35 protein-coding genes are annotated in these 23,251 nt (G+C 59.0%); 32 read left to right on the forward strand and 3 right to left on the reverse strand.

The window, feature by feature from the left end; all coding sequences use genetic code 11:
• Positions 1–4: 4 nt before the first annotated feature.
• The 28 genes from IOD40_RS01380 (at position 5) to rplQ (ending at position 14,503) form a co-directional block, all read left to right on the forward strand.
• Positions 5–100 carry an EF-Tu C-terminal domain-related protein gene (locus tag IOD40_RS01380; RefSeq protein WP_325099652.1) on the forward strand — a complete coding sequence of 32 codons (96 nt, stop codon included), beginning with the start codon at positions 5–7 and terminating at the stop codon, positions 98–100.
• 75 nt (positions 101–175) lie between these two features.
• The gene (gene rpsJ, locus IOD40_RS01385; protein ID WP_007066362.1) at positions 176–484 is read left to right on the forward strand and encodes a 30S ribosomal protein S10; all 309 of its coding nucleotides are present in this window, start codon (positions 176–178) and stop codon (positions 482–484) included.
• Positions 485–546: 62 nt separating this feature from the next.
• Positions 547–1,275, forward strand: coding sequence for a 50S ribosomal protein L3 (gene rplC / locus IOD40_RS01390; RefSeq protein WP_198473528.1), 729 nt, complete (start codon positions 547–549; stop codon positions 1,273–1,275).
• The gene (gene rplD, locus IOD40_RS01395) at positions 1,275–1,901 is read left to right on the forward strand and encodes a 50S ribosomal protein L4 (protein ID WP_198473530.1); all 627 of its coding nucleotides are present in this window, start codon (positions 1,275–1,277) and stop codon (positions 1,899–1,901) included. The genes rplC and rplD overlap by 1 nt, the downstream gene beginning before the upstream one ends.
• The gene (locus IOD40_RS01400; RefSeq protein ID WP_198473532.1) at positions 1,894–2,187 is read left to right on the forward strand and encodes a 50S ribosomal protein L23; all 294 of its coding nucleotides are present in this window, start codon (positions 1,894–1,896) and stop codon (positions 2,185–2,187) included. Before rplD ends, IOD40_RS01400 begins: the two co-directional genes overlap by 8 nt.
• 11 nt (positions 2,188–2,198) lie before the next feature.
• Positions 2,199–3,032 carry a 50S ribosomal protein L2 gene (gene rplB / locus IOD40_RS01405; protein ID WP_198473534.1) on the forward strand — a complete coding sequence of 278 codons (834 nt, stop codon included), beginning with the start codon at positions 2,199–2,201 and terminating at the stop codon, positions 3,030–3,032.
• A 15-nt stretch (positions 3,033–3,047) separates the two neighbouring features.
• A complete protein-coding gene (rpsS, locus tag IOD40_RS01410; protein ID WP_198473536.1) occupies positions 3,048–3,326 on the forward strand; it encodes a 30S ribosomal protein S19 in 279 nt (92 codons plus the stop codon).
• 1 nt (position 3,327) lies between these two features.
• On the forward strand, positions 3,328–3,714 hold the full coding sequence (rplV, locus tag IOD40_RS01415) for a 50S ribosomal protein L22 (protein WP_198473539.1): 387 nt from the start codon (positions 3,328–3,330) through the stop codon (positions 3,712–3,714).
• Positions 3,714–4,424: a 30S ribosomal protein S3 gene (gene rpsC / locus IOD40_RS01420; protein WP_198473541.1), complete on the forward strand. Its 711-nt coding sequence runs from the start codon at positions 3,714–3,716 to the stop codon at positions 4,422–4,424. Before rplV ends, rpsC begins: the two co-directional genes overlap by 1 nt.
• Before the next feature lie 27 nt (positions 4,425–4,451).
• Positions 4,452–4,865 (forward strand): 50S ribosomal protein L16, encoded by a 414-nt coding sequence (gene rplP / locus IOD40_RS01425; protein WP_198473543.1) that lies wholly within the window; start codon positions 4,452–4,454, stop codon positions 4,863–4,865.
• A gap of 13 nt (positions 4,866–4,878) precedes the next feature.
• Positions 4,879–5,079, forward strand: coding sequence for a 50S ribosomal protein L29 (gene rpmC / locus IOD40_RS01430; RefSeq protein ID WP_198473545.1), 201 nt, complete (start codon positions 4,879–4,881; stop codon positions 5,077–5,079).
• 11 nt (positions 5,080–5,090) lie between these two features.
• On the forward strand, positions 5,091–5,351 hold the full coding sequence (rpsQ, locus tag IOD40_RS01435) for a 30S ribosomal protein S17 (RefSeq protein WP_198473547.1): 261 nt from the start codon (positions 5,091–5,093) through the stop codon (positions 5,349–5,351).
• 63 nt (positions 5,352–5,414) lie between these two features.
• On the forward strand, positions 5,415–5,783 hold the full coding sequence (gene rplN / locus IOD40_RS01440; protein ID WP_198473549.1) for a 50S ribosomal protein L14: 369 nt from the start codon (positions 5,415–5,417) through the stop codon (positions 5,781–5,783).
• A 13-nt stretch (positions 5,784–5,796) separates the two neighbouring features.
• The gene (rplX, locus tag IOD40_RS01445) at positions 5,797–6,111 is read left to right on the forward strand and encodes a 50S ribosomal protein L24 (protein ID WP_198473551.1); all 315 of its coding nucleotides are present in this window, start codon (positions 5,797–5,799) and stop codon (positions 6,109–6,111) included.
• On the forward strand, positions 6,104–6,661 hold the full coding sequence (rplE, locus tag IOD40_RS01450) for a 50S ribosomal protein L5 (RefSeq protein ID WP_198473553.1): 558 nt from the start codon (positions 6,104–6,106) through the stop codon (positions 6,659–6,661). Before rplX ends, rplE begins: the two co-directional genes overlap by 8 nt.
• Before the next feature lie 24 nt (positions 6,662–6,685).
• Positions 6,686–6,991 (forward strand): 30S ribosomal protein S14, encoded by a 306-nt coding sequence (gene rpsN / locus IOD40_RS01455; protein ID WP_198473555.1) that lies wholly within the window; start codon positions 6,686–6,688, stop codon positions 6,989–6,991.
• Positions 6,992–7,003: 12 nt separating this feature from the next.
• The gene (rpsH, locus tag IOD40_RS01460) at positions 7,004–7,402 is read left to right on the forward strand and encodes a 30S ribosomal protein S8 (RefSeq protein ID WP_198473557.1); all 399 of its coding nucleotides are present in this window, start codon (positions 7,004–7,006) and stop codon (positions 7,400–7,402) included.
• A gap of 39 nt (positions 7,403–7,441) precedes the next feature.
• Positions 7,442–7,975, forward strand: a complete 534-nt coding sequence (gene rplF / locus IOD40_RS01465; protein WP_198473558.1) for a 50S ribosomal protein L6 — start codon at positions 7,442–7,444, stop codon at positions 7,973–7,975.
• A 93-nt stretch (positions 7,976–8,068) separates the two neighbouring features.
• On the forward strand, positions 8,069–8,428 hold the full coding sequence (rplR, locus tag IOD40_RS01470) for a 50S ribosomal protein L18 (protein ID WP_198473560.1): 360 nt from the start codon (positions 8,069–8,071) through the stop codon (positions 8,426–8,428).
• Between the two features lie 67 nt (positions 8,429–8,495).
• On the forward strand, positions 8,496–9,062 hold the full coding sequence (gene rpsE / locus IOD40_RS01475) for a 30S ribosomal protein S5 (RefSeq protein ID WP_198473562.1): 567 nt from the start codon (positions 8,496–8,498) through the stop codon (positions 9,060–9,062).
• 12 nt (positions 9,063–9,074) lie between these two features.
• Complete coding sequence (gene rpmD / locus IOD40_RS01480) at positions 9,075–9,272, forward strand: 50S ribosomal protein L30 (protein WP_024846999.1); 198 nt, start codon at positions 9,075–9,077, stop codon at positions 9,270–9,272.
• Between the two features lie 18 nt (positions 9,273–9,290).
• Positions 9,291–9,764: a 50S ribosomal protein L15 gene (gene rplO / locus IOD40_RS01485; RefSeq protein ID WP_198473564.1), complete on the forward strand. Its 474-nt coding sequence runs from the start codon at positions 9,291–9,293 to the stop codon at positions 9,762–9,764.
• Between the two features lie 181 nt (positions 9,765–9,945).
• Positions 9,946–11,286 (forward strand): preprotein translocase subunit SecY, encoded by a 1,341-nt coding sequence (secY, locus tag IOD40_RS01490; protein ID WP_198473566.1) that lies wholly within the window; start codon positions 9,946–9,948, stop codon positions 11,284–11,286.
• On the forward strand, positions 11,283–11,864 hold the full coding sequence (locus tag IOD40_RS01495) for an adenylate kinase (RefSeq protein ID WP_198473568.1): 582 nt from the start codon (positions 11,283–11,285) through the stop codon (positions 11,862–11,864). Before secY ends, IOD40_RS01495 begins: the two co-directional genes overlap by 4 nt.
• A 214-nt stretch (positions 11,865–12,078) precedes the next feature.
• Complete coding sequence (gene rpsM / locus IOD40_RS01500) at positions 12,079–12,447, forward strand: 30S ribosomal protein S13 (RefSeq protein ID WP_198473570.1); 369 nt, start codon at positions 12,079–12,081, stop codon at positions 12,445–12,447.
• Positions 12,448–12,548: 101 nt separating this feature from the next.
• Positions 12,549–12,938: a 30S ribosomal protein S11 gene (gene rpsK, locus IOD40_RS01505; RefSeq protein WP_198473572.1), complete on the forward strand. Its 390-nt coding sequence runs from the start codon at positions 12,549–12,551 to the stop codon at positions 12,936–12,938.
• Positions 12,939–13,035: 97 nt separating this feature from the next.
• Positions 13,036–14,046: a DNA-directed RNA polymerase subunit alpha gene (locus IOD40_RS01510; RefSeq protein WP_198473574.1), complete on the forward strand. Its 1,011-nt coding sequence runs from the start codon at positions 13,036–13,038 to the stop codon at positions 14,044–14,046.
• A gap of 31 nt (positions 14,047–14,077) precedes the next feature.
• Positions 14,078–14,503: a 50S ribosomal protein L17 gene (gene rplQ / locus IOD40_RS01515; protein WP_198473576.1), complete on the forward strand. Its 426-nt coding sequence runs from the start codon at positions 14,078–14,080 to the stop codon at positions 14,501–14,503.
• A 142-nt stretch (positions 14,504–14,645) separates the two neighbouring features.
• Here the strand turns inward: rplQ and IOD40_RS01520 are convergent, their stop codons facing one another.
• Positions 14,646–15,920: an acetylornithine deacetylase/succinyl-diaminopimelate desuccinylase family protein gene (locus IOD40_RS01520; RefSeq protein WP_198474217.1), complete on the reverse strand. Its 1,275-nt coding sequence runs from the start codon at positions 15,918–15,920 to the stop codon at positions 14,646–14,648.
• Between the two features lie 184 nt (positions 15,921–16,104).
• Here IOD40_RS01520 and IOD40_RS01525 point away from each other — a divergent pair, with 184 nt between their 5' ends.
• The 4 genes from IOD40_RS01525 to IOD40_RS01540 all read left to right on the forward strand — a co-directional run bounded on the left by IOD40_RS01525 (position 16,105) and on the right by IOD40_RS01540 (position 21,173).
• A complete protein-coding gene (locus IOD40_RS01525) occupies positions 16,105–16,530 on the forward strand; it encodes a L,D-transpeptidase (RefSeq protein ID WP_233713787.1) in 426 nt (141 codons plus the stop codon).
• 88 nt (positions 16,531–16,618) lie between these two features.
• Entirely contained in the window at positions 16,619–19,456 is a 2,838-nt protein-coding gene (locus IOD40_RS01530; RefSeq protein WP_198473578.1) for a molybdopterin oxidoreductase family protein, read from the forward strand.
• Positions 19,457–19,493: 37 nt separating this feature from the next.
• Positions 19,494–20,255, forward strand: a complete 762-nt coding sequence (locus IOD40_RS01535; protein WP_198473580.1) for a 4Fe-4S dicluster domain-containing protein — start codon at positions 19,494–19,496, stop codon at positions 20,253–20,255.
• A gap of 3 nt (positions 20,256–20,258) precedes the next feature.
• On the forward strand, positions 20,259–21,173 hold the full coding sequence (locus IOD40_RS01540) for a dimethyl sulfoxide reductase anchor subunit family protein (RefSeq protein WP_198473582.1): 915 nt from the start codon (positions 20,259–20,261) through the stop codon (positions 21,171–21,173).
• Between the two features lie 2 nt (positions 21,174–21,175).
• Here IOD40_RS01540 and IOD40_RS01545 read toward each other — a convergent pair whose 3' ends face one another.
• Positions 21,176–22,123: a lipid A biosynthesis lauroyl acyltransferase gene (locus tag IOD40_RS01545; RefSeq protein ID WP_198473584.1), complete on the reverse strand. Its 948-nt coding sequence runs from the start codon at positions 22,121–22,123 to the stop codon at positions 21,176–21,178.
• Complete coding sequence (locus IOD40_RS01550) at positions 22,123–23,151, reverse strand: zinc-binding dehydrogenase (protein ID WP_198474221.1); 1,029 nt, start codon at positions 23,149–23,151, stop codon at positions 22,123–22,125. Before IOD40_RS01550 ends, IOD40_RS01545 begins: the two co-directional genes overlap by 1 nt.
• Positions 23,152–23,251: the final 100 nt, after the last annotated feature.

Genomic DNA, 23,251 nt, shown 5'->3' on the forward strand with positions numbered 1-23,251 from the left:
GCTGATCGTTCCGATCGCGATGGAAGAGAAGCTGCGCTTCGCTATCCGCGAAGGTGGTCGTACGGTCGGCGCCGGCATCGTCGCGTCGATCAAGGAATAAGAAGAATAAGGGTCTGTCGCGGGCGCAGCTTCGGCTACTGCCCGCGCCCGCGGAAGACTTGAAGGAACCGACCAGATGAACGGACAAAATATCCGCATCCGCCTCAAAGCGTTTGACCACCGAGTGCTCGACGCATCGACGCGGGAAATCGTGTCGACGGCCAAGCGAACCGGCGCGAACGTACGCGGGCCAATTCCGCTGCCAACGCGGATCGAGAAATTTACTGTAAACCGCTCGCCGCATATTGACAAAAAGAGCCGCGAGCAGTTTGAGATGCGCACGCATAAGCGTCTCCTCGATATCGTGGACCCGACCCCGCAGACTGTCGATGCTCTCATGAAGCTCGACCTGGCAGCCGGCGTCGACGTCGAGATTAAGCTCTAAGGAGCAATAACCATGAGCCGGACGGATTTCGGTCCGAATGGCTCCTCTGAAGGAAAAAACTGATGCGTTCAGGTGTTATCGCACAGAAGATTGGGATGACGCGCGTCTACAGCGACGCAGGCGAGCACATTCCTGTCACAGTCCTCCGCATGGAGAACTGCCAGGTAGTGGCGCAGCGCACCCAGGAAAAGAACGGCTACACAGCCGTCCAGCTCGGTGTGGGGCTTGCCAAGGTCAAAAATACGACCAAGGCAATGCGTGGCCATTTCGCCACTGCTTCGGTCGAGCCGAAGGCAAAGGTCGCGGAATTCCGCGTCTCCCCGGACAACCTCATCGAGGTTGGTGCCGAGATTACTGCCGATCACTTCGTCGCTGGCCAGAAGGTCGACGTGACGGGTACTTCGATCGGTAAGGGTTTCCAGGGTGTCATGAAGCGTCACAATTTCGGTGGCGGTCGTGCTTCTCACGGTAACTCGGTGTCGCACCGTTCGCACGGTTCGACCGGTCAGCGCCAAGACCCGGGTAAGGTGTTCAAGGGCAAGAAGATGGCCGGTCACATGGGTTCGACCCGCGTGACGACTCAGAACCTCGAAGTTGTTTCGACGGACGTCGAGCGGGGCCTGATTTTGGTCCGTGGCGCAGTTCCGGGTTCGAAGGGCGCTTGGATCTATGTGCGCGACGCCGTCAAGGCGGCGCTGCCAGAGAACGCGCCGAAGCCGGCGGCTTTCCGTTCGGCTAACAATGTAGCCCCGGCGGCTGAGACCGCTCCGGTCACCGAGGGAGCTGAGTAATGGACGTCAAGATTACCACGCTTGCCGGCGACGCAGCTGGCGACATCAAGCTGTCGGACGAGATCTTCGGTCTCGAGCCGCGCGAAGATATCCTTCAGCGTGTCGTTCGTTGGCAGCTTGCTAAGAAGCAGCAGGGTACGCATCAGTCGAAGGGTCGCGCTGATATCGCACGCACCGGTGCGAAGATGTACAAGCAGAAGGGTACGGGCCGCGCTCGTCACTCGTCAGCTCGTGCACCTCAGTTCCGCGGCGGTGGCAAGGCCCACGGACCGGTTGCTCGCAGCCATGAGCACGATCTTCCTAAGAAGGTCCGTGCACTCGGCCTGAAGCACGCTCTGTCGGTCAAGGCTCAGGGCTCCAGCCTGATCATCATCGATGATCTGGCCATGTCCGATCCGAAGACCAAGGCGCTCGTCGCTAATTTCGAGAAGCTTGGTCTGACCAATGCACTCGTGATCGGTGGCGCTGAAGTTGACGTCAACTTCAAGCGCGCTGCGGCCAACATCCCGAACATCGACGTCCTGCCGATCCAGGGTATCAACGTCTACGACATTCTTCGTCGCGGCACGCTCGTCCTCTCGAAGGCGGCGGTCGAGGCCCTGGAGGAGCGGTTCTCAAATGACTGATCTTCGCCACTATGACGTAATCGTCTCTCCGGCGATCACCGAGAAGTCGACCATGGCTTCTGAGTTCAATCAGGTGGTCTTCAACGTTGCTCGCAAGGCGACCAAGCCGGAGATCAAGGCTGCAGTAGAGGCGCTGTTCGGCGTCAAGGTAACTGCGGTGAACACGCTCGTACGCAAGGGCAAGGTGAAGCGTTTCCGCAGCACCATTGGCAAGCAGAGCGATGTCAAGAGGGCCGTCGTCACGCTGGCTGAAGGCCAGTCAATCGACGTCACGACCGGACTGTAAGGAACGGAACGATGGCATTGAAACACTACAATCCGATTACGCCTGGTACGCGCCAGCTCGTAATCGTGGACCGTTCCGGTCTCTACAAGGGCAAGCCGGTCAAGGGTCTGACCGAAGGTCTGACCAAGAAGGGCGGCCGCAACAACTACGGTCGTATTACGGCTCGCTTCATTGGTGGCGGCCACAAGCGTTCGTATCGTCTGGTCGACTTCAAGCGTCGCAAGTTCGACGTTTCGGCAACGGTTGAGCGTCTTGAGTACGACCCGAACCGCACCGCTTTCATCGCGCTGATCAAGTACGATGATGGTGAGCTGTCCTATATCCTGGCTCCGCAGCGTCTGGCTGTCGGTGACAAGGTTGTGGCTGGCGAGAGCGTCGACGTGAAGCCGGGCAACGCTATGCCTCTTTCGTCGATGCCGATCGGTACGATCGTGCATAACGTCGAGATGAAGCCGGGCAAGGGCGGTCAGATTGCCCGTTCGGCTGGTGCATACGCTCAGCTGGTCGGTCGTGACCAAGGCTCGGCAATCCTGCGCCTCAACTCGGGTGAGCAGCGTATCGTCCACGGTTCCTGCCTCGCAACGGTCGGCGCTGTTTCCAACCCGGAACACGCCAACATCAACGATGGTAAGGCGGGCCGCACCCGCTGGCGCGGCAAGCGTCCGCACAACCGCGGTGTCACCATGAACCCGGTCGACCACCCGCACGGTGGTGGTGAGGGTCGCACCTCGGGTGGCCGTCATCCGGTCACCCCGTGGGGCAAGCCTACGAAGGGCAAGCGCACTCGCTCTAACAAGGCGACCGACAAGTTCATCATGCGCTCGCGCCATCAGCGCAAGAGCTAAGGAAAGGTACAGAACGTGACCCGTTCAGTCTGGAAAGGCCCGTTCGTCGACGGCTACCTCCTCAAGAAGGCAGAGAAGGTACGCGAAGGCGGCCGTAACGAGGTGATCAAGATGTGGAGCCGTCGCTCCACCGTCTTGCCGCAGTTTGTCGGCCTCACCTTTGGCGTCTACAACGGCCAAAAGCACATCCCGGTCAGCGTGACCGAGGAAATGGTCGGCCACAAGTTCGGTGAGTTCTCGCCAACCCGTACCTACTACGGTCATGGCGCGGATAAGAAGGCGAAGAGGAAGTAACATGGGCAAGGCCAAAGCTCCGCGTAGGCTCGCCGACAACGAAGCGCGCGCTGTACTGCGCACGATCCGTGTCAGCCCCCAGAAGCTCAACCTGGTTGCCGCGATGATTCGCGGCAAGAAGGTTGGCTCCGCTCTCGCCGACCTCGAATTCTCGCGCAAGCGCATCGCCGGCACCGTCAAGAAGACGCTCGAGTCGGCAATCGCCAACGCGGAAAACAACCACGACCTCGACGTCGACTCCCTCATCGTTGCTGAGGCTTATGTCGGTAAGTCGATCGTCATGAAGCGCTTCCACGCCCGCGGTCGCGGTCGTGCCAGCCGGATCGAGAAGCCGTTCTCGCATCTGACGATCGTGGTTCGCGAAGTCGAAGAAGTGGAGGCCGCATAATGGGTCAGAAAATTAATCCGATCGGCCTGCGCCTCGGCATCAACCGTACCTGGGATTCCCGCTGGTACGCCAACACCGGCGAATACGGCACGCTTCTTCATGAGGACCTCAAGATCCGCGAGTATCTTGAGAAGGAACTGAAGCAGGCAGCTGTCTCGAAGATCGTGATCGAGCGTCCCCACAAGAAGTGCCGCGTGACCATTCACGCTGCACGCCCGGGCCTGATCATCGGCAAGAAGGGCGCGGACATCGAGAAGCTTCGCAAGAAGCTGACCGAGATGACCAAGTCCGAAACGCACCTCAACATTGTTGAGGTTCGCAAGCCGGAGATCGACGCCAAGCTGATCGCTCAGTCGATCACGCAGCAGCTCGAGCGCCGTGTGGCATTCCGTCGCGCCATGAAGCGTGCAGTCCAGTCTGCAATGCGTCTTGGAGCCGAAGGTATCCGTATTAACTGCGCTGGTCGCCTCGGTGGCGCGGAAATCGCTCGTATGGAGTGGTACCGCGAGGGTCGCGTTCCGCTGCATACTTTGCGTGCGGATGTTGACTATGGCACCGCAGAAGCGCAAACGGCGTACGGAATCTGCGGCGTGAAGGTCTGGGTGTTTAAGGGTGAGATCCTTGAGCATGACCCGATGGCGTCCGAGCGCAGGGCTATCGAAGGCGATCAGCAGCATAGCGGTGGAAACCGTCGCCGCGATAACGCCTGAGAAGCATAGGAATTTTGGAGAAGAACGATGCTGCAGCCAAAGCGCACAAAGTTCCGCAAGCAGTTCAAGGGCCGCATTCACGGTGCTGCCAAGGGCGGCACGGATCTTAATTTTGGCGGCTTCGGCCTCAAGGCCCTGGAGCCGAACCGCGTCACTGCTCGTGAGATCGAAGCGGCTCGCCGTGCGATCACCCGTCAGATGAAACGTCAAGGCCGTGTGTGGATCCGGATTTTTCCGGATCTCCCGGTCACCTCGAAGCCTACCGAAGTCCGTATGGGTAAGGGCAAGGGCGCCGTCGATTACTGGGCAGCGCGCGTCAAGCCTGGCCGCGTAATGTTTGAAATCGACGGTGTGTCGGAAGAAGTTGCTCGCGAAGCACTTCGCCTCGGCGCTGCCAAGCTGTCCGTACGCACGCGCTTCGTACAGCGCATTGCAGAATAAGAGGGTAGCGGATATGAAGGCGTCCGACGTGAGGGCGAAGACCCTCGACGAACTGAACGAAGAGCTCGCCGCACTGAAGAAAGAGCAGTTCAATCTGCGCTTTCAGAAGGCAACCGGCCAGCTTGAGAAAACCGCGCGCGTGAAGCAGGTCCGCAAGGATATTGCGCGCATCAAGACGATTGCAGCGGAGAAGTCCGCTGCCAAGAAGGCTTAAGGACGAGGACCATGCCGAAGCGCATCATGCAGGGCACTGTCGTCAGCGACAAGAATGATAAGACGGTCGTCGTCAAGGTCGAGCGCCGCTTCACCCATCCGGTGATGAGGAAGGTTGTCCGTCAGAGCAAGCGCTACAAGGCGCATGACGAGGGCAACGCCTGCAAGGTGGGCGACTTCGTCTTCATCCAGGAGTCGGCTCCGATCTCCAAAGACAAGCGTTGGGTTGTGATCCAGAACCAGACGCAGGAACTGGCGGCGAAAGCCGAGTAAGAACATTTGGACAGCCGGGCAGGGCGGGAGCCTTGCCCAAAATAAAGAAGAAGGCGGCCAGTCATGATTCAGATGCAAACAAACCTCGACGTCGCGGATAATTCCGGCGCGCGTCGTGTCATGTGCATCAAGGTGCTGGGCGGCTCGAAGCGGAAGTATGCCTCGGTCGGTGACATCATCGTTGTCTCGATCAAGGAAGCAATTCCGCGCGGCCGCGTCAAGAAGGGTGATGTGATGAAGGCGGTCGTGGTTCGCACGGCCAAGGACATCCGTCGGCCGGATGGCAGCGTGATCCGTTTCGACGGTAACGCAGCAGTGCTTGTCGACAACAAGCGGGAGCCGGTTGGCACTCGTATCTTCGGCCCGGTTCCGCGCGAGCTGCGCGCTAAGAACCACATGAAGATCATCTCCCTCGCACCCGAAGTGCTCTAAGGAGGCCGGTGACATGCAAAAAATTCGCAAGGGCGACAAAGTCGTCGTTCTCACCGGTAAGGATAAGGGCCGCACCGGAGAGGTACTGAAGGTTCAGCCGAAGGACGATAAAGCTATCGTCAGCGGCGTTAACGTCATTGTGCGCCACCAGCGCCAGACGCAGAGCCAGGAAGGTGGACTGATCCGTAAGGAAGCTCCGATCCACCTGTCGAATATCGCTGTGGTCGACCCGAAGGACGGCAAGTCGCCGACCCGCGTCGGCTTCGAGGTCCGCGACGGCAAGAAAGTTCGCGTCGCTAAGCGCTCGGGAGAAGTCATCAATGGCTGATCAGAAGTACGCGCCGCGGCTCAAGTCGCTATACCGCGAGGAGATCCGCAAGGCGCTCCAGGAACAGTTCAACTACGCCAACGAGATGCAGATTCCGCGTCTCGACAAGGTCGTGATCAATATGGGTGTCGGTGAAGCGACTGCGGATTCGAAGAAGCCGACAGTTGCCGCTGAAGACCTGAGCCAGATCGCAGGCCAGAAGGCAGTCATCACCCGCGCCCGCAACTCGATTGCTGGCTTCAAGGTGCGTGAGGAGATGCCGATCGGTGCGAAGGTGACCCTTCGTGGCGACCGCATGCTGGAATTCATTGATCGCCTGGTAACGATCGCGCTTCCGCGCGTCCGTGACTTCCGCGGCCTCAATGCAAAAAGCTTCGATGGTCGTGGCAACTTCGCCATGGGCATCAAGGAGCACATCGTGTTCCCTGAAATCAACTACGACAAGGTAGATCAGATTTGGGGAATGGACATCATCGTTTGTACGACTGCTAAGACGGACGACGAGGCGCGGGCTCTGCTCAAGGCCTTCAACTTCCCATTCCGGCAGTAACGGCAGCGAATAAAGGAACCTGAAATGGCAAAGACCAGCTCAGTAGAAAAGAATAATCGGCGCCGTAAGCTCGTCGATCAGTATGCCGCTAAGCGTGCGGAACTGAAGGCGATCATTATGGATCAGTCAAAGCCGATGGAAGAGCGCTTCCGTGCACAGCTCAAGCTGTCCGCACTTCCGCGCAATTCGTCCAAGACCCGCATCCGCAACCGTTGCGAGGTTACCGGCCGTCCGCGTGCATTCTACCGCAAGCTCAAGATGAGCCGTGTAGCGCTGCGCGAACTCGGCAATAACGGCCTGATTCCCGGCCTGGTCAAGTCGAGCTGGTAAGGAGGACGAACGATGTCCCTTAGTGATCCCCTCGGCGATATGCTCACCCGCATTCGCAATGCCTATGGCCGTCGCAAGACCACCGTTTCCACGCCGGCTTCGAACCTGCGTGCACGCGTGCTGGACGTGTTGAAGGCTGAAGGCTACATCCGCGACTACGCAAAGGTCGACTACGAGAATGGCAAGTCGGAGCTTGAGATCGAACTCAAGTACTACGAAGGCCAGCCGGTGATCCGCGAGATCTCCCGCGTCTCGAAGCCGGGCCGCCGTGTGTATGTTTCGGTCAAGTCGATCCCGTCCGTGGCCAACGGCCTCGGCATCTCCATCCTGTCGACTCCGAAGGGTGTGATGGCTGACCATCAGGCTCGTGAAGAGAATGTCGGCGGTGAGGTGCTGTGCCAGATCTTCTGATCCGGCCGGCTGGTGCAATAGAAGGACGAGGACCGAAACATGTCTCGTATTGGTAAGAAGCCCGTTCAGGTGCCCGCCGGCGTGACCGCTACGGTCGACGGCCAGACGGTCACCGCGAAGGGTCCGAAAGGTGAGCTGAAGTTCGTCGTTAACGACGAAGTTCTCGTGAAGCTCGAAAACGGCGAAATCGCCGTTACGCCGCGCGACGAGTCCAAGGATGCACGGTCGAAGTGGGGCATGTCCCGCACTCAGATCGAAAACATCCTGATCGGTGTGAAGGATGGCTTCGAGAAGAAGCTTGAAATCAGCGGCGTCGGTTACCGCGCAGCTATGCAGGGAAAGAACATTCAGCTTTCCCTTGGCTTCAGCCACGAGGTGGTTTATGAGACCCCTGAAGGCATCACGATTGCGACACCCAAGCCGACGGAAATCGTCGTCACGGGTATCGACAAGCAGGTTGTCGGTCAGGTAGCAGCGGAAATCCGCAAGTACCGTGGTCCCGAGCCTTACAAGGGCAAGGGCGTGCGTTATGCCAACGAGCGCATTGTGCGTAAGGACGGCAAGAAGAAGTAATATCAGCGCCACGAGGCGCGGTTGCGGGAGCTCGGCGAAGGTCGAGCTACCGCATATGGCCGTCCTCGTTTTACAAGGCAAGGAATACATATCATGGCTTCCAAGGAATCCATCCAGAAGCGCGCCGCGCGCGTCCGCCGTCAGATCAAGAAGGTCGCGAACGGCCGTCCGCGTTTGTCGGTTCACCGTTCGTCTAAGCACATCTACGCGCAGGTCATCGACGACTCTACCGGTCGTACGCTGGCTGCTGCGTCGACCCTTGAGAAGGACCTGAAGGGTTCGCTCAAGACTGGCGCTGACCAGGCCGCCGCGACCGCCGTTGGCAAGCTCGTTGCAGAGCGCGCTGTTGCGGCTGGCGTGTCGGAAGTCGTCTTCGACCGTGGTGCCTACATTTACCATGGCCGCGTCAAGGCGCTTGCCGAAGCTGCTCGCGAAGTTGGTCTGAGCTTCTAAATTCATTGCCGGGCTTTTGCCCGGCTTTTTCGCAACCCGTGCTCCGGAAAAGAATAAGGATCAGGACATGGCACAGGATCGTAGGGAAGGTCGCGATCGCAACCGTGACCGCGAAGAGCGGGACGACGGTTTCGTCGACAAGCTCGTTCATATCAACCGCGTCGCCAAGGTGGTGAAGGGCGGCCGTCGTTTCGGCTTCGCTGCTCTCGTTGTCGTTGGTGATCAGAAGGGTCGCGTCGGCTTCGGTCATGGCAAGGCTCGTGAAGTGCCTGAGGCAATCCGCAAGGCAACTGAAGCTGCCAAGCGCGACCTGATCTTCGTCCCGCTTCGCGGCGGTCGTACGCTGCATCACGACGTAAACGGTCGTCACGGCGCAGGTCGCGTTCTTCTGCGTACGGCCAAGGCCGGTACCGGAATTATCGCGGGCGGCCCGATGCGTGCTGTCTTCGAGACGCTCGGCATCCAGGACGTCGTCGCCAAGTCGATGGGTTCGTCGAATCCGTACAACATGATTCGCGCCACGTTCGACGCGCTGAAGAATCAGCTGCATCCGAAGGATGTCGCTTCTCAGCGTGGCATCAAGTATTCGGCTCTGCAGGCGCGCCGTGGCGCTGCCGTCGCAACTGACGAATAAGGAGAGGCGATCATGGCAAACAAGCAGGGCAAGACCCTCGTTGTGGAGCAGATCGGCAGCCCAATCCGCCGTCCGGTGGAACAGCGCGCTACGCTGATCGGCCTCGGTCTCAACAAGATGCACCGTCGTTCAACGCTGGAGGATACTCCTGCGGTCCGCGGCATGATTTCCAAGGTGCGCCACCTCGTCCGTATCGTGGACGAGGCGTAATCCGCTGGAGCAACTGATATGAAACTGAACGAACTGCGTACTGCCGAAGGTTCGACCAAGTCGCGCAAGCGCGTCGGTCGTGGCATTGGCTCGGGCACCGGCAAGACCGGCGGCCGCGGCGTCAAGGGTCAGAAGTCTCGCTCGGGCGTTTCCGTGAACGGCTTCGAGGGTGGCCAGATGCCGCTCTACCGTCGTCTGCCGAAGCGCGGCTTCCGCAACCCGACGGCAAAGAACTACAACGAAGTGACGCTTGGCCGCGTCCAGGCTGCGATCGACGCGGGCAAGCTCAATGCTTCCGAGACGGTCAATGTTGAAGCCCTGGTTCAGGCTGGTGTTCTTCGTCGTGCCAAGGATGGCGTGCGCGTCATCGGCGGCGGCGAGCTGAAGGCCAAGGTCAATTTCGACGTGGCTGGTGCTTCCAAGTCGGCAATCGAACAGGTCGAGAAGGCCGGTGGTTCGGTTAAGTTGCCGGAAGTGGCTGCAGCCGAATAACTTCGCGTTTATTCAGGCGGCGGTTTGTCTTGTATGGGTTGGTCGAAAATTAGCGATCAAACTCGTGCAAGTACAAACCGCCGCTTGCATCTTTTCGGGCCGAAGCCTATCTCGTGGCTTCGGTAACACACGGTCCGTCCATGTGGCGGACCTCGCTGTGTGACGATACGGAGATTATTTTATGGCATCGGCAGCGGAACAGCTAGCTTCCAACCTGAATTTTGCGGCCTTTGCCAAGGCCGAAGACTTGAAGAAGCGGATCTGGTTTACACTGGGTGCGCTGCTCGTCTACCGGCTCGGCACTTACATACCCATGCCGGGTATCAACCCGGAGGCGTTCGCGCAGGCGTTCCAGCAACAGTCTGGCGGCGTGCTTGGCATGTTCAACATGTTTGCGGGCGGCGCTGTCGAGCGCATGGCAATTTTCGCCCTTGGCATCATGCCCTACATTTCCGCTTCCATCATCATGCAGCTGATGACGTCGGTTGTCCCGACGCTCGAGCAGCTGAAGAAGGAAGGCGAGCAGGGCCGTAAGGTCATCAATCAGTACACCCGCTATGGCACAGTGCTTCTGGCCGTCGTTCAGGCGTACGGCATTGCGGTCGGCCTGGAGTCGGGCAATCAGATCGTGGCTGATCCAGGCTGGTTCTTCCGTGCGACAGCGGTCATTACGCTGGTCGGCGGCACCATGTTCCTGATGTGGCTGGGTGAGCAGATTACGGCTCGCGGCATCGGAAACGGTATTTCGCTTATCATCTTCGCCGGTATCGTCGCCGGATTGCCTTCGGCTCTTAGCGGTACCCTCGAGCTCGGCCGTACGGGCGCGCTGTCGACCGGGTTGATTCTTGCGATTCTGGTCCTCGCAGTTGTCCTGATCGCCGTGATCGTCTTCTTCGAACGGGCACAGCGACGTCTTTTGATCCAGTATCCGAAGCGCCAGGTCGGTAACCGCATGTTCCAGGGCGACACCTCGCACCTGCCGTTGAAGCTCAATACCGCAGGTGTCATTCCGGCAATCTTTGCGTCGTCGCTTCTGCTGCTGCCGGCCACGCTCGCTGGTTTCTCGGATACGACAGCTCTGCCTGCCTGGGCGAATTCGATTCTTGCGGCTCTCGGCCACGGCCAGCCGCTCTACATGCTGCTTTACGGTGGCATGATCATGTTCTTCGCGTTTTTCTACACGGCGATCGTGTTCAACCCGAAGGATACCGCTGAACAGCTCAAGAAGCATTCTGGCTTCATTCCAGGCTATCGCCCGGGCGAGCGGACGGCGGAATATATAGATTATGTGCTGACGCGCATTACGCTTGTCGGTGCGATTTATCTGGTGATCGTCTGCCTCATTCCCGAATTTCTGATTTCCGCGACGGGTGTTCCTTTCTATCTGGGTGGGACTTCTCTCCTGATCGTTGTCAGCGTCACGCTTGATACGGTGTCACAGATTCAGGGTCATCTGATCGCGCATCAGTATGAGGGGTTGATCAAGAAGTCTAAGCTTCGCGGAGGTAAGAGGGGACGATGAGACTTATTCTACTCGGCCCGCCCGGTGCCGGTAAGGGCACGCAGGCGCAACGGCTCGTTGCAAAGTACGGCATTCCACAATTGTCGACGGGGGACATGCTTCGTGCAGCCGTCGCAAACGGCACGGAAGTCGGCAAGCGTGCCAAGGCGGTAATGGATGCTGGTGAACTGGTTTCGGATGAGATCGTAAATGCGATCGTAGCTGAACGTATCGATCAAGCGGACTGCGATAGGGGGTTCATCCTTGATGGTTACCCGCGCACGCTCGCGCAGGCTGATGCGGTCCACGACATGTTGGCAGAACGGGGCATCCTGCTGGATTCGGTGATTGAGCTTGTCGTCGACGACAAGGTTCTGGTTGGCCGTATCGTCAACCGCGCTGAAGAAGCAAAGGCCGCTGGCCAGCCGGTTCGCAAGGACGACAATCCTGAGGTGTTTGAGGAGCGTCTGCGCGAGTACTACAAGAAAACGGCACCCTTGATCGGCTACTATTATGCCAACGATCAGCTTCGGCAGGTTGATGGTATGGCGCCGATCGATGATGTGACCGCACAGATCGAGGCATTGCTGTCTCGCTAACACAATGCGGCGTGGAGCTGCCGCAATGTGTTGACTTCCGTTGTGTTAAAGAATACAGCGGCGCGACTTCTAATCGGGTGTTCTGTGGCGGTCCCTCGGGACCGTCCATCCGTTTGGAGCAATAAATCTCCGCAAGGGCCGGCCTCCACCGGACGCGGATAACCGAAACCGCCGCCGCGATCGCGTGATCCGTCGGCCGATATGGAGAAAGACCATGGCTCGTATAGCCGGTGTTAATATCCCGACAAACAAGCGCGTCATCATCGCGCTTCAGTACATTCACGGCATTGGCCCCAAGTTCGCAGCCGAAATCGTTGAGAAAGTCGGTATTCCGCTCGATCGTCGCGTTCATCAGCTGACCGACGCGGAAGTGCTGCAGATCCGGGAGGCCATCGACCGCGACTACCAGGTTGAGGGTGACCTGCGTCGTGAAGTGTCGATGAACATCAAGCGTCTGATGGATTTGGGCTGCTACCGCGGTCTTCGTCACCGTCGCTCGCTGCCGGTTCGTGGCCAGCGCACGCACACCAACGCCCGCACCCGCAAGGGTCCGGCGAAGGCGATTGCCGGTAAGAAGAAGTAATCACAATTGGATTTTGGCCAGTGCACGGCTTCGGGCTGTCGCTGGCCAAGGTGTAGCCGCTGGTAGTACGGCGGCGTTGATATCAATCGGAAGGACTTTAGATGGCCAAGGAAGCCGGACGCGTTCGCCGTCGCGAACGTAAAAATATTTCGACGGGCGTTGCTCACGTCAACTCCACGTTCAACAATACCATGATCACGATCACCGATGCACAGGGCAACGCGATTGCCTGGTCGTCGGCAGGTGCACAGGGTTTCAAGGGCTCGCGTAAGTCGACCCCGTTTGCTGCTCAGGTTGCTGCGGAAGACGTAGCTCGCAAGGCGCAGGAACACGGGATGCGTACGCTTGAGGTTGAGGTTTGCGGTCCGGGTTCGGGTCGTGAGTCGGCTCTTCGTGCGCTGCAGGCTGCTGGCTTCACGATCACCTCGATCCGTGACGTCACGCCGATCCCGCACAATGGCTGCCGCCCGCGCAAGAAGCGCCGCGTCTGACGAATTCACACACTCGATGAGCGCACTGCGCTCCTCTCGGGTTTCCACTTATGCCCGTCACGATTGGATGGTGTCGGGGAATGGAAGGAAGAACTGAATGATTCAGAAAAACTGGCAGGAACTCATCAAGCCGAACAAGATCGAGTTCACGACCAAGGGCAATACCGTCACCACTCTGGTTGCGGAGCCTCTGGAGCGTGGATACGGCCTGACGCTTGGCAACGCTCTGCGTCGTGTTTTGCTGTCGTCGCTTCGTGGAGCCGCCGTTACGGCCGTTCAGATCGACGGCGTGCTGCATGAGTTCTCGTCGATCAACGGCGTTCGCGAAGACGTCACCGATATCGTTCTCAACATCAAGGAAATCGCCATCCGCATGGAAGGCGAGGGCCCGAAGCGCATGGTCGTGCGCAAGCAGGGTCCTGGTGTTGTGACCGCCGGTGACATTCAGACGGTCGGCGATGTGGAAATCCTCAACCCGGATCACGTGCTGTGCACGCTCGATGAGGGCGCGGAAATCCGCATGGAATTCACCGTCGACACCGGCAAGGGCTATGTCCCGGCTGAGCGTAACCGCGCTGAAGATGCTCCGATCGGTCTTATTCCGGTCGACAGCCTCTACTCGCCGGTCAAGAAGGTCTCCTACAAGGTTGAGAACACCCGTGAGGGCCAGGTTCTCGACTATGACAAGCTTTCTATGACCATCGAGACCAACGGTGCCGTTACCGGTGAGGATGCAGTGGCTTTCGCTGCTCGCATTCTGCAGGATCAGCTTGGTTTGTTCGTCAACTTCGAAGAGCCGCAGAAGGAAGTTGCTTCCGAGCAGGTTACAGAACTCGCGTTCAACCCTGCGCTGCTCAAGAAGGTGGACGAGCTGGAGCTGTCTGTCCGCTCGGCGAACTGCCTCAAGAACGACAACATCGTATACATCGGCGACCTGATCCAGAAGACGGAAGCCGAGATGCTTCGCACGCCGAATTTCGGCCGCAAGTCGCTCAACGAGATCAAGGAAGTTCTCGCTGCCATGGGTCTGCACCTCGGAATGGAAGTGCAGGACTGGCCGCCAGAGAACATCGAAGAGCTCGCAAAGCGTTACGAAGACCAATATTGAGGCAAAAGCCTCTTAGAGAAGGAGTAGGCCAATGCGCCACGGAAAATCCGGTCGCCGTCTCGGCCGCACTGTCAGCCACCGCAAGGCGCTGTTCTCGAACATGGCTGCCTCGCTGATCGAGCACGAGCAGATCACCACCACTCTGCCGAAGGCGAAGGAACTTCGCCCGATCGTTGAGAAGCTTGTCACCCTTGGCAAGCGCGGCGATCTGCACGCACGTCGTCAGGCAGCGTCGGCAATCGGTTCGGAAGCAGCAGCGAAGCGTCTGTTCGACGTCATCGCACCGCGTTACGCGACCCGCAACGGTGGCTACCTGCGCATCATGAAGGCGGGCTTCCGCTTTGGTGACAACGCGCCGATGGCTGTCATCGAGTTCGTTGATCGCGACACTTCGGCAAAGGGTGCGGGTGACCGCGCTCGCGTTGAGGCTGAGCAGGAGAACGAAGAAGCCGCATAATTGCAGCTTTTTCATTAGAGACTTCGGGAAGGGGCCTTCGGGCCCCTTCTTGTGTTTTAATGCAGTGGTGGGTTTGCGGGGTATGCGCACAAGCCGTTGGGCCCTGCAGGTGGGCTCGTCAGAGAACGGCTATGAATGCGGCTCAGTCTTGGCCGAGGAGCAAGCGGTTGAGGGTCAGCGCCATAACCTTCGCAGATTGGATCATGTCTTCAATTCCGACCCATTCGTCCGGACGGTGTGCGAGGTCAAGGATCCCTGGGCCGTAGGCGATGCAGTCGTACAAGTGTCCGATACGGGCGATATGTTTCTGATCGTATGTGCCCGGTGATATGACGTATTGCGGCTCGCGGTCGAATATCTCGTGGATGGATTTGGCGACCGCCTGAACAACCGGGCTATCGCGGTCGGTCATCGTCGGTTGCACCTCCATCAAGTCGCGGAGGCGATAATCGAATCGCGGCCGATTACTCTTCAACTGCTCCAGAATTGAGACGACCTCGCCCTTTACCTCATCGATTGATTCCTCAAGAAGGAAGCGGCGGTCGATGATCGCGCGACAAGAATCGGCGACGTTGGGCGACGGCAAGCCCGGGAAGTGGTCTTCAGTCTGTCCGCCGTGGATCGAATTGATGTTCAATGTCGATCTTCGTGCTCCCTCAGGCACGACCGGCATGGTCGTGGTCTTCCGATCAAGGGCGGGGTAGAGGTCGCTTTCAAACGCGTTCAGAACGGCACCCATATGCCGGATAGCGGAATCGCCCAGGAAGGGCATGGAGCCGTGGGCTATGGAGCCAAGCGTCTCAATTTCCGCCCACCACACGCCTCGGTGGCCAAGGCAAATTCGGTCCTTGTTGAGTGGCTCCGGGATGATGACATGGTCGACTCGTGGCTTTGAAAAGTAGCCCTGTTGGGCGAGATAAGCGACTCCGCCAAAACCACCTGACTCTTCGTCGACTGTTCCCGAAATCTCAATGGCGCCGGGAAAATCTGGGTAGGTGGCGATGAACGCCTCTGCCGCAATGATTGACGCGGCGAGGCCGCCTTTCATATCGCAGGCGCCGCGGCCGTAGACCCGACCATCCCGTACTTCTCCACCAAAGGGATCGACTGTCCAGCCTTCGCCGGCTTCAACGACATCGATATGCGAATTGAAGTGGACGGTCGGGCCGGAGCTTCTGCCATCGAACCGAGCAATCACATTGGTGCGCGGATATCGATCGCTGTCACCGGGCGTGCCTTCGGCGCGGATCATCTTGATCCCGAATCCAGCCTTGCGCAGCCGCATGGCGATATATTCTGCGCATGGGGTATAGGCCTCTCCCGGAGGATTGATCGTCGGAAACCGAATGAGATCAACGGTAAGGGAGACGAGGTCGTCGCGTCGTTGGTCGATGGCGGAGAGCAAGCGTTCTGTCATGTGCCAATTGAGCAGGCTTGGCTTCTGCTTGGCAAGTGTGGCTGACAAAGGTTGTGCATGGGCCAGCGTCTCACGGGGTTGTGAGGATCACGGCGAGCGCTTTGTTAGGATGTTCCGAAACATATGTGGGCTTGAACCGCCGGGTTCGGATGTGAAACATTCAATTGATGGGTCGGGGTTAATCATGCGTCATCGGTTGGCCATCATGGCTGGTGCCTTTTTCCTCGCTGTTGGCAGCGCTCATGCCGCCGCAGTCGTTGCGCGCGTTGATGTTGCCGAGCAGAAGATGGTCGTCAGCCACTATGGCAAGGTGATCCACGAATGGGTGGTATCCACCGGAGCTGACGAGTTTGGGGGAACTCCCCGAGGCGAGTACAAACCTTATCGGATGCACAGGATGTGGCACTCACGTACGCACAACGGTGAGGAGATGCCATTTTCGGTGTTCTATGACCGCGGCTGGGCCGTCCACGGCACGACTGAGGTAGACCGGCTCGGAAGTCCGGTGTCGCATGGTTGCGTCCGCTTGGACCCGGAACACGCGGAGACCTTCTACACGCTCGTCAACAAGGTTGGGGCAGGAAACACCCGCATCATCATCGAAAATTGAGCCGGGAATTTATTCCACATCTTGTCCCGGGTGAGGCATTTCATTCCGGGGCGCTATTCAATAGCCTGAGGCCAGGAGGCAGCCTGGCATGACGCAGCACCAAATCGATCTTTCGAAACCGGTCTCGGACGAGGTTCGGAAAACGACATGCTACATGTGCGCATGTCGTTGCGGTATCGATGTGCACCTCAAAGACGGCAAGATCCGTTATATCGAGGGTAATCGCGATCATCCGGTGAACAAGGGTGTTCTGTGCGCCAAGGGCTCTGCCGGAATCATGCAGCATTACGCGCCGGCGCGCCTCTCCGCGCCATTGCTGCGCACCGGACCCAGAGGTTCGGGCGAATTTCGTACCATTTCATGGGATGAGGCGCTTGCTTTGGCGAGCGAATGGCTCGGGCAGGTTCGGTCAGACGATCCCAGGAAACTTGCCTTCTTCACCGGGCGAGACCAGTCGCAGTCGCTCACCGGCTTTTGGGCGCAACAATTCGGGACGCCAAACTATGCCGCTCACGGCGGCTTTTGTTCGGTGAACATGGCAGCCGCTGGGATCATGACCATCGGCGGGGCATTCTGGGAGTTTGGTGCGCCTGATTGGGAGCGCACCAAGCTGTTCGTGATGTTCGGCGTGGCGGAAGATCACGATTCCAACCCGATCAAGATGGGCATTTCCAAACTGAAACAGCGCGGAGCGCGCTTCGTGTCGGTCAATCCGGTCCGTACCGGCTATTCTGCGGTCGCTGACAGCTGGATCGGCGTTCGCCCGGGCACCGATGGCCTTCTTATCCTCGCGCTCGTCCACGAGCTTCTAAAGGCCCGTAAGATAGATATCGACTATCTTGTTCGGTATTCGAATGCGCCTTGGCTTGTGATCGATGCGCCCGGCACTGATCGACACGGCCTTTTTGCGCGCTCTGCGGATGGCAAACCTCTCATCTGGGAAACCGTGACCGAGCGTGCCGTGGAGGTTGGGTCAAAGGGCGCACAGCCCGCTTTGAGCGGTCGGATTGTGCTGGATGACGGAACGGTCGCTCGGCCCTCTTTCGAACTTCTTGTTGAGGAGTACCTCAATCCGCGTCACTCGCCCGAGGCGGTTGCGGACAAGATCGGTATTTCTCCAGACGTCATACGCGGCCTTGCTGCCGAGATTGCAAGGGTAGCCTTCGAGGAGGCAATCGAGGTCCCGCAGTCATGGACGGACGTCCACGGAAATCACCACGCGAGCTTTGTGGGGAGACCGGTCTCGTTCCACGCCATGCGAGGAATTTCCGCGCATTCGAACGGCTTTCAAACGGCACGGGCACTGCACATGCTGCAGGTGCTGATCGGAGCAGTGGATTGTCCGGGGGGCTTCAGGTACGAGCCGCCTTACCCGAAGCCGGTGCAAGCTCATCCTCGCCCGCATGGCAGGGCGGAGCATTTTGGTTCGAACCAACCGCTGTCCGGACCTCATCTCGGCTTCCCGCTTGGTCCTGAGGACCTGCTGGTCGATGAAGCAGGGCAACCGTCACGTATCGACAAGGCCTTCTCCTGGGATGCTCCGCTTTCCGCCCACGGCCTCATGCATATGGTGATCGCCAACGCGCATGCCGGTGATCCGTATCCTGTGGACGTGCTGTTTCTCTATATGGCGAACATGGCCTGGAACTCGTCGATGAACACGGCGGGTACGATTCGCATGCTGGAGGAAAAGGACGAAGCGACGGGCGAGTACAGGATACCGAAGATCATCTACTCGGATGCATATTCGTCAGAAATGGTTGCGTATGCGGACCTGATCCTGCCGGATACGACCTACCTTGAGCGGCACGATTGCATCTCGCTTCTGGACCGCCCCATTGCCGAACCGGATTCCGTGAACGATGCAATTCGCTGGCCTGTGCTGCTGCCGGACCGGGATGTGCGTGCGTTTCAGAGCGTACTTCTGGATCTTGGTGCCCGCCTCAGGCTGCCAGGCTTCGCTGACAGTCGCGGGCAGCCGCTCTATCGTGACTACGCAGACTATATCGTGCGCCATGAACGCAGGCCCGGCATCGGGCCACTGGCCGGGTTTCGCGGATCAGATGGAACACGCGCGGGCAGGGGGGCGAGCAATCCACGTCAGCTCGAACAATATATCGAGAACGGGTCTTTCTTCTCGGCCCCCATTCCCGTGGAAGCGCAATTCTACAAACATGCCAACGCGGCCTATCAGGACTTCGCCGTGAAGATGGGGTTCTTCGACACCCCTCAGCCGGTGACGTTTCAGCTCTGGTCGGAAGAGTTGGCGAAGTTCATGCTATCCGCCCAGGGGGTGCGCGAGCCGATTGCGCCGGAGCAGCATCGGGAACGAATACTCTCTGCGTTCAGCCCTCTGCCGCTCTGGTACGAGCCTCTGGAAGAGCAGGCCGTTGATCGTGATGAGTTCCCGTACCATGCCATCACACAGCGCCCGATGGCGATGTACCATTCATGGGGTTCGATGAATGCCTGGCTACGGCAGATCTATACGCAGAACTATCTGTTCGTGCCGGGCGAGATCTGCGATGCCCATGGGCTGAAAGATGGCGACTGGGCGTGGGTGTCCTCACACCACGGACGCATCAAGGTGCCGGTCAAGCGGACTGACACTGCCAATCGGGATACGATGTGGACCTGGAACGCAATTGGAAAGAGACGCGGGGCGTGGGCACTGGATCCAGACGCGCCGGAAGGGGAAAAAGGTTTCCTTTTGAACCACTTGATTCACGAGCTTCTTCCAGAACAACAAGACGGGATGCGCTGGTCAAATTCCGACCCCGTCACCGGCCAGGCGGCCTGGTATGATCTTCGTGTCCGTATCGAGAAGGCAGAGCCGCCAGCAGAAAGTGAGCCGTATTTCCAGCCGGTCCTGAAAACGACCGAGACGCCAGCAGAAATCCGATACGGCGAGGAGTGGAGCCAGTGACTGCGTCTGCGATGTATCCCGGTTGGAGGGATGTCTATTGACCTGCCTGCCATCGCAGCCGACGCCCAAAAAGCTAGGATTGGTGATTGATCTCGATGTTTGCGTCGGATGCCACGCCTGCGTCGTTTCCTGCAAGGAGTGGAATACCGGCGGCTATGGTGCTGCCCTGTCAGATCAGGAGCCGTATGGCGCGGAGGTTTCCGGCACGTTCCTGAACCGGATTCATTCCTTCGAAGTTATTCCAGATGGCGGCGAAGTCGCTGCCGAGAAGGGCCATGCCCGCCTTGTCCACTTCCCGAAATCATGTCTGCATTGCGAAAATGCGCCCTGCGTGACCGTTTGTCCCACCGGTGCCTCGTATAAGCGCGCTGATGATGGGATCGTCCTCGTAGACGAGGATATGTGCATAGGCTGCGGTCTCTGTGCCTGGGCATGTCCTTATGGTGCCCGTGAGATGGACGTCTCCGCGGGTGTAATGAAGAAGTGCACCCTTTGCGTCGACCGGATCTATAACGAGACGCTCGAAGAAGAGGATCGTGTTCCTTCCTGCGTCCGAACATGCCCGACAAATGCACGGCATTTCGGTGATCTTGCCGATCCGACCTCGGCTGTTTCGATCATGGTCGCCGAGCGTGGCGGATACGATCTCATGCCCGAACAGCAAACTCTGCCCGTCAACAAGTACCTGCCGCCCCGGCCCAAGACCCGGCTGGAAGATGTCGCACCGCTGGCTGCTGCCGACACCGCCGGAGCGAAGGGCTTCTTCGCATGGGTCGATGCCGTGCTGGAGCGTTTTTGATCCATGCATCCTGCTTACTCGATCATCTTTTTCACGACAGCATCTGGTTTGGGCTACGGGCTCGCAGCGGTTCTCGGCCTCGGCTTTCTCGACCCGTCATCGATGTGGGTGCGGTTTGCCCACATCGTCGCGCTAGGGCTCATATCGGCGGGGTTGTTGTCGTCGACGCTCCACCTCGGCAACCCGCAACGCGCGTGGCGCGCGCTGACGCAGTGGCGCTCAAGCTGGCTTTCGCGCGAGGGCGTGCTCTCGCTGGCAACGTTCGTGCCACTGTGCATCTCTGCGTGGTTCGCCTTGTTCGAAGGCCGCCACCTGCCACTCGTTGGCCTCTTGGGGGCTATAGGTTGTGTCGTGACCGTATATTGCACCTCGATGATCTACGCCTCGCTCCGTGCGGTGCAGGCCTGGAACACGCAGCTGACCCCAGCGTGCTACCTGCTATATGCGGGTGCAAGCGGGAGCCTGCTTGGCGCCTTCTTCGCTGCGGGCGCAGGGCAGAGTGCGGTCGTTCTGACCGGGCTGTCGCTGGTGCTCTTCACAGCTGCATGGGCGACGAAGCTTGTCTGGCGTTTGCGTCTCAGGGAGAAACAGATCTCAACGCCAGAGAGCGCTACAGGGCTAGGGGCTATCGGCACGGTGCGCCTCTTCGAGCGCCCTCATACCAACGAAAATTATCTGACCCGCGAAATGGGGTATCGCGTAGCGCGCAAGCATGCGGACAAGCTGTTTGCCATTGCGCTGATTGCTGGAGGGCTCGTTCCGCTTGCGCTTCTGTTTCTGTCACCGGTGCTGGGGCACACGCAGGCAGCGATCGCGCTGGGGCTGGCGGTCGTTCTACACACCTTTGGCATGCTGGTGGAGCGCTGGCTTTTCTTCGCGGAAGCGCGCCACGCAGTGATGAACTACTACGGCCGATAGGGCTATTTGATTTCCCAGCGCTTGTGGAACCACATCCACTGGCCGGGATCTTCACGCACCCAACCCTCAACGATGTCGTTGAGCAACTGGGTGGTCGCGGGCACGTCCACGACGCCCTTTTCGTTGCGGGGCAGGACGAGCTTTTCCTGCACTTCCAAGCGGTATCGATTACCAGGCAAACGAACCGACCGCGCAGGATAGACATCGCAATCATATTGGCGAGCGAGCTTTCCAATGAGAGGACTCGTCAGGCACTTGCGCCCGAAAAACGTCGTCGGGACACCGCGGGAAAACTTCTGATCGACCAGCGCGCCGATATTGCCATCTCGCTCGAGGACACGGGCCAGGGTAAACGCAGCGCCAGCACGGGACGCAACCATGTCACCCATATGCGTGGCGCGCGTAGCAAACAAATATTTTGCGATAAAGGGATTGTTCGGCGCACGAAACAGGACCGAGATCGGCAGGTCGTATGCAGCCGCTGCAATGGGCAGAAGCTCGAAATTTCCCATATGCGCCGTAAAGACGATGTGCGGACGATCGCTTTGTTCACGGATGCGCAGGAAGATTTCGTCGCCGATCACCTCGACGCGCCCTGGCTTGTCGGAGCCCGGGACATAATCAAAGAGCTGATCGATGAAGATGTATTCGCCGAACAAGCGGGCCATATGGCCCCACATGTCGAGCGCCAGTTCCTCGACTTCCGCCTCTGTCTTTTCCGGGTAGGCCTGCCGGATGTTGTCGAGCGTGATCTGGTGGCGCTTCGTCTTCGGGCCGATCCAGCGCGCAGCTCGCTCGGCGAAGGAGAGTGCCTTTTCTGCCGGGAGCAGCCGAAGCGTATAGAGAACTCCGCGTGCGAGTTGTGCGACCAGCCAGTATTTGGTGGTTTTAACCGCGCGCAATGTCCGTGCAATGGTGGGCCGCAGGAGCGGCGCAAGGCCGCCCGACATCAGGCGACCCGCAGGATGATCTTGCCGAATACGTCCCGGCCTTCCATGCGCTCGAGCGCGAGGCCGATATCATCAAACGTGACTTCGGTATCGATGACCGGCTTCACAATACCGGATGCCATTTTCTGCATCGCGTCAGCCATGTTTTCCATCCGGCAGCCAAATGAACCCAGCAACTTCAATTGCTGTTGGAAGAGCTGCATCAAATTGATTTGAGTCGAAACGCCGGAAGTCGATCCGCAAGTGACCAACCGGCCGCCACGCTTGAGCGACAGCATGGACCCGGCCCAAGTGTCTGCACCGACGTGCTCGAAGACGACGTCGACACCCTTTTTCTTGGTGAGTTTGCGCACGACGCCTTCAAATCGGTCTTCACGGTAGTTGATGACGTGGTCTGCGCCAAGGGCCTTGGCCTTCTCGATCTTTTCATTCGAGCCGACGGTCGTGATAACGGTGCAACCCATCCGCTTTGCAAGCTGGATCGCCGCAGATCCGATACCGGAGCCACCAGCGTGAACCAGAATTGTCTCTCCAGGCTGTAGCTTGGCGTTGTCGAAAAGCATGTGTTCGACGGTTCCGAATGTCACCGGAGCAACAGCGGCACCGATCTCATCCACGCCGGGAGGCGCAACAACAAGAAGGCGGGCAGGCAAATTGACCAGTTCCTGCGCGAAGCCGTCGAGGTGAAAACCGTGAACGCCACCAACGTGCTCGCAAAGATTGTCACGCTTCTCGCGGCAGGCGCGGCAATGGCCACAGGTGCGCGCACCGTAGATCGAGACAAGCTGACCGGGCAGGAGGTTGGAGACGCCATCGCCGACTGTCTCCACAACCCCCGACGCCTCTGCTCCGACGACGAGCGGCATTTTGCGCTTGGCGAATGCCATGCCGCGCCAGCCCCAGACGTCGATATGGTTCAAGGCGACAGCCTTGATCCGGACCGTTACCTCGCCGCGAGATGGCGGCGGCGGTGGGGGCAGATCGACGGCTTCGAGACGCCGGTCCTCAACGAGTTGCAATGCGCGCATGTTTTTCGTCCTCATGCATCTCCGGCAACAGCTGATGGTACAGCATCCGGAAGTGCGAAAATCAACGGCTGGAGCGGGTTCGGGCGCCGGTTCGAGGCGA

It is taken from the genome of Aquamicrobium zhengzhouense (assembly GCF_016124105.1).
GTDB classification, from domain to species: Bacteria; Pseudomonadota; Alphaproteobacteria; order Rhizobiales; family Rhizobiaceae; genus Aerobium; species Aerobium zhengzhouense.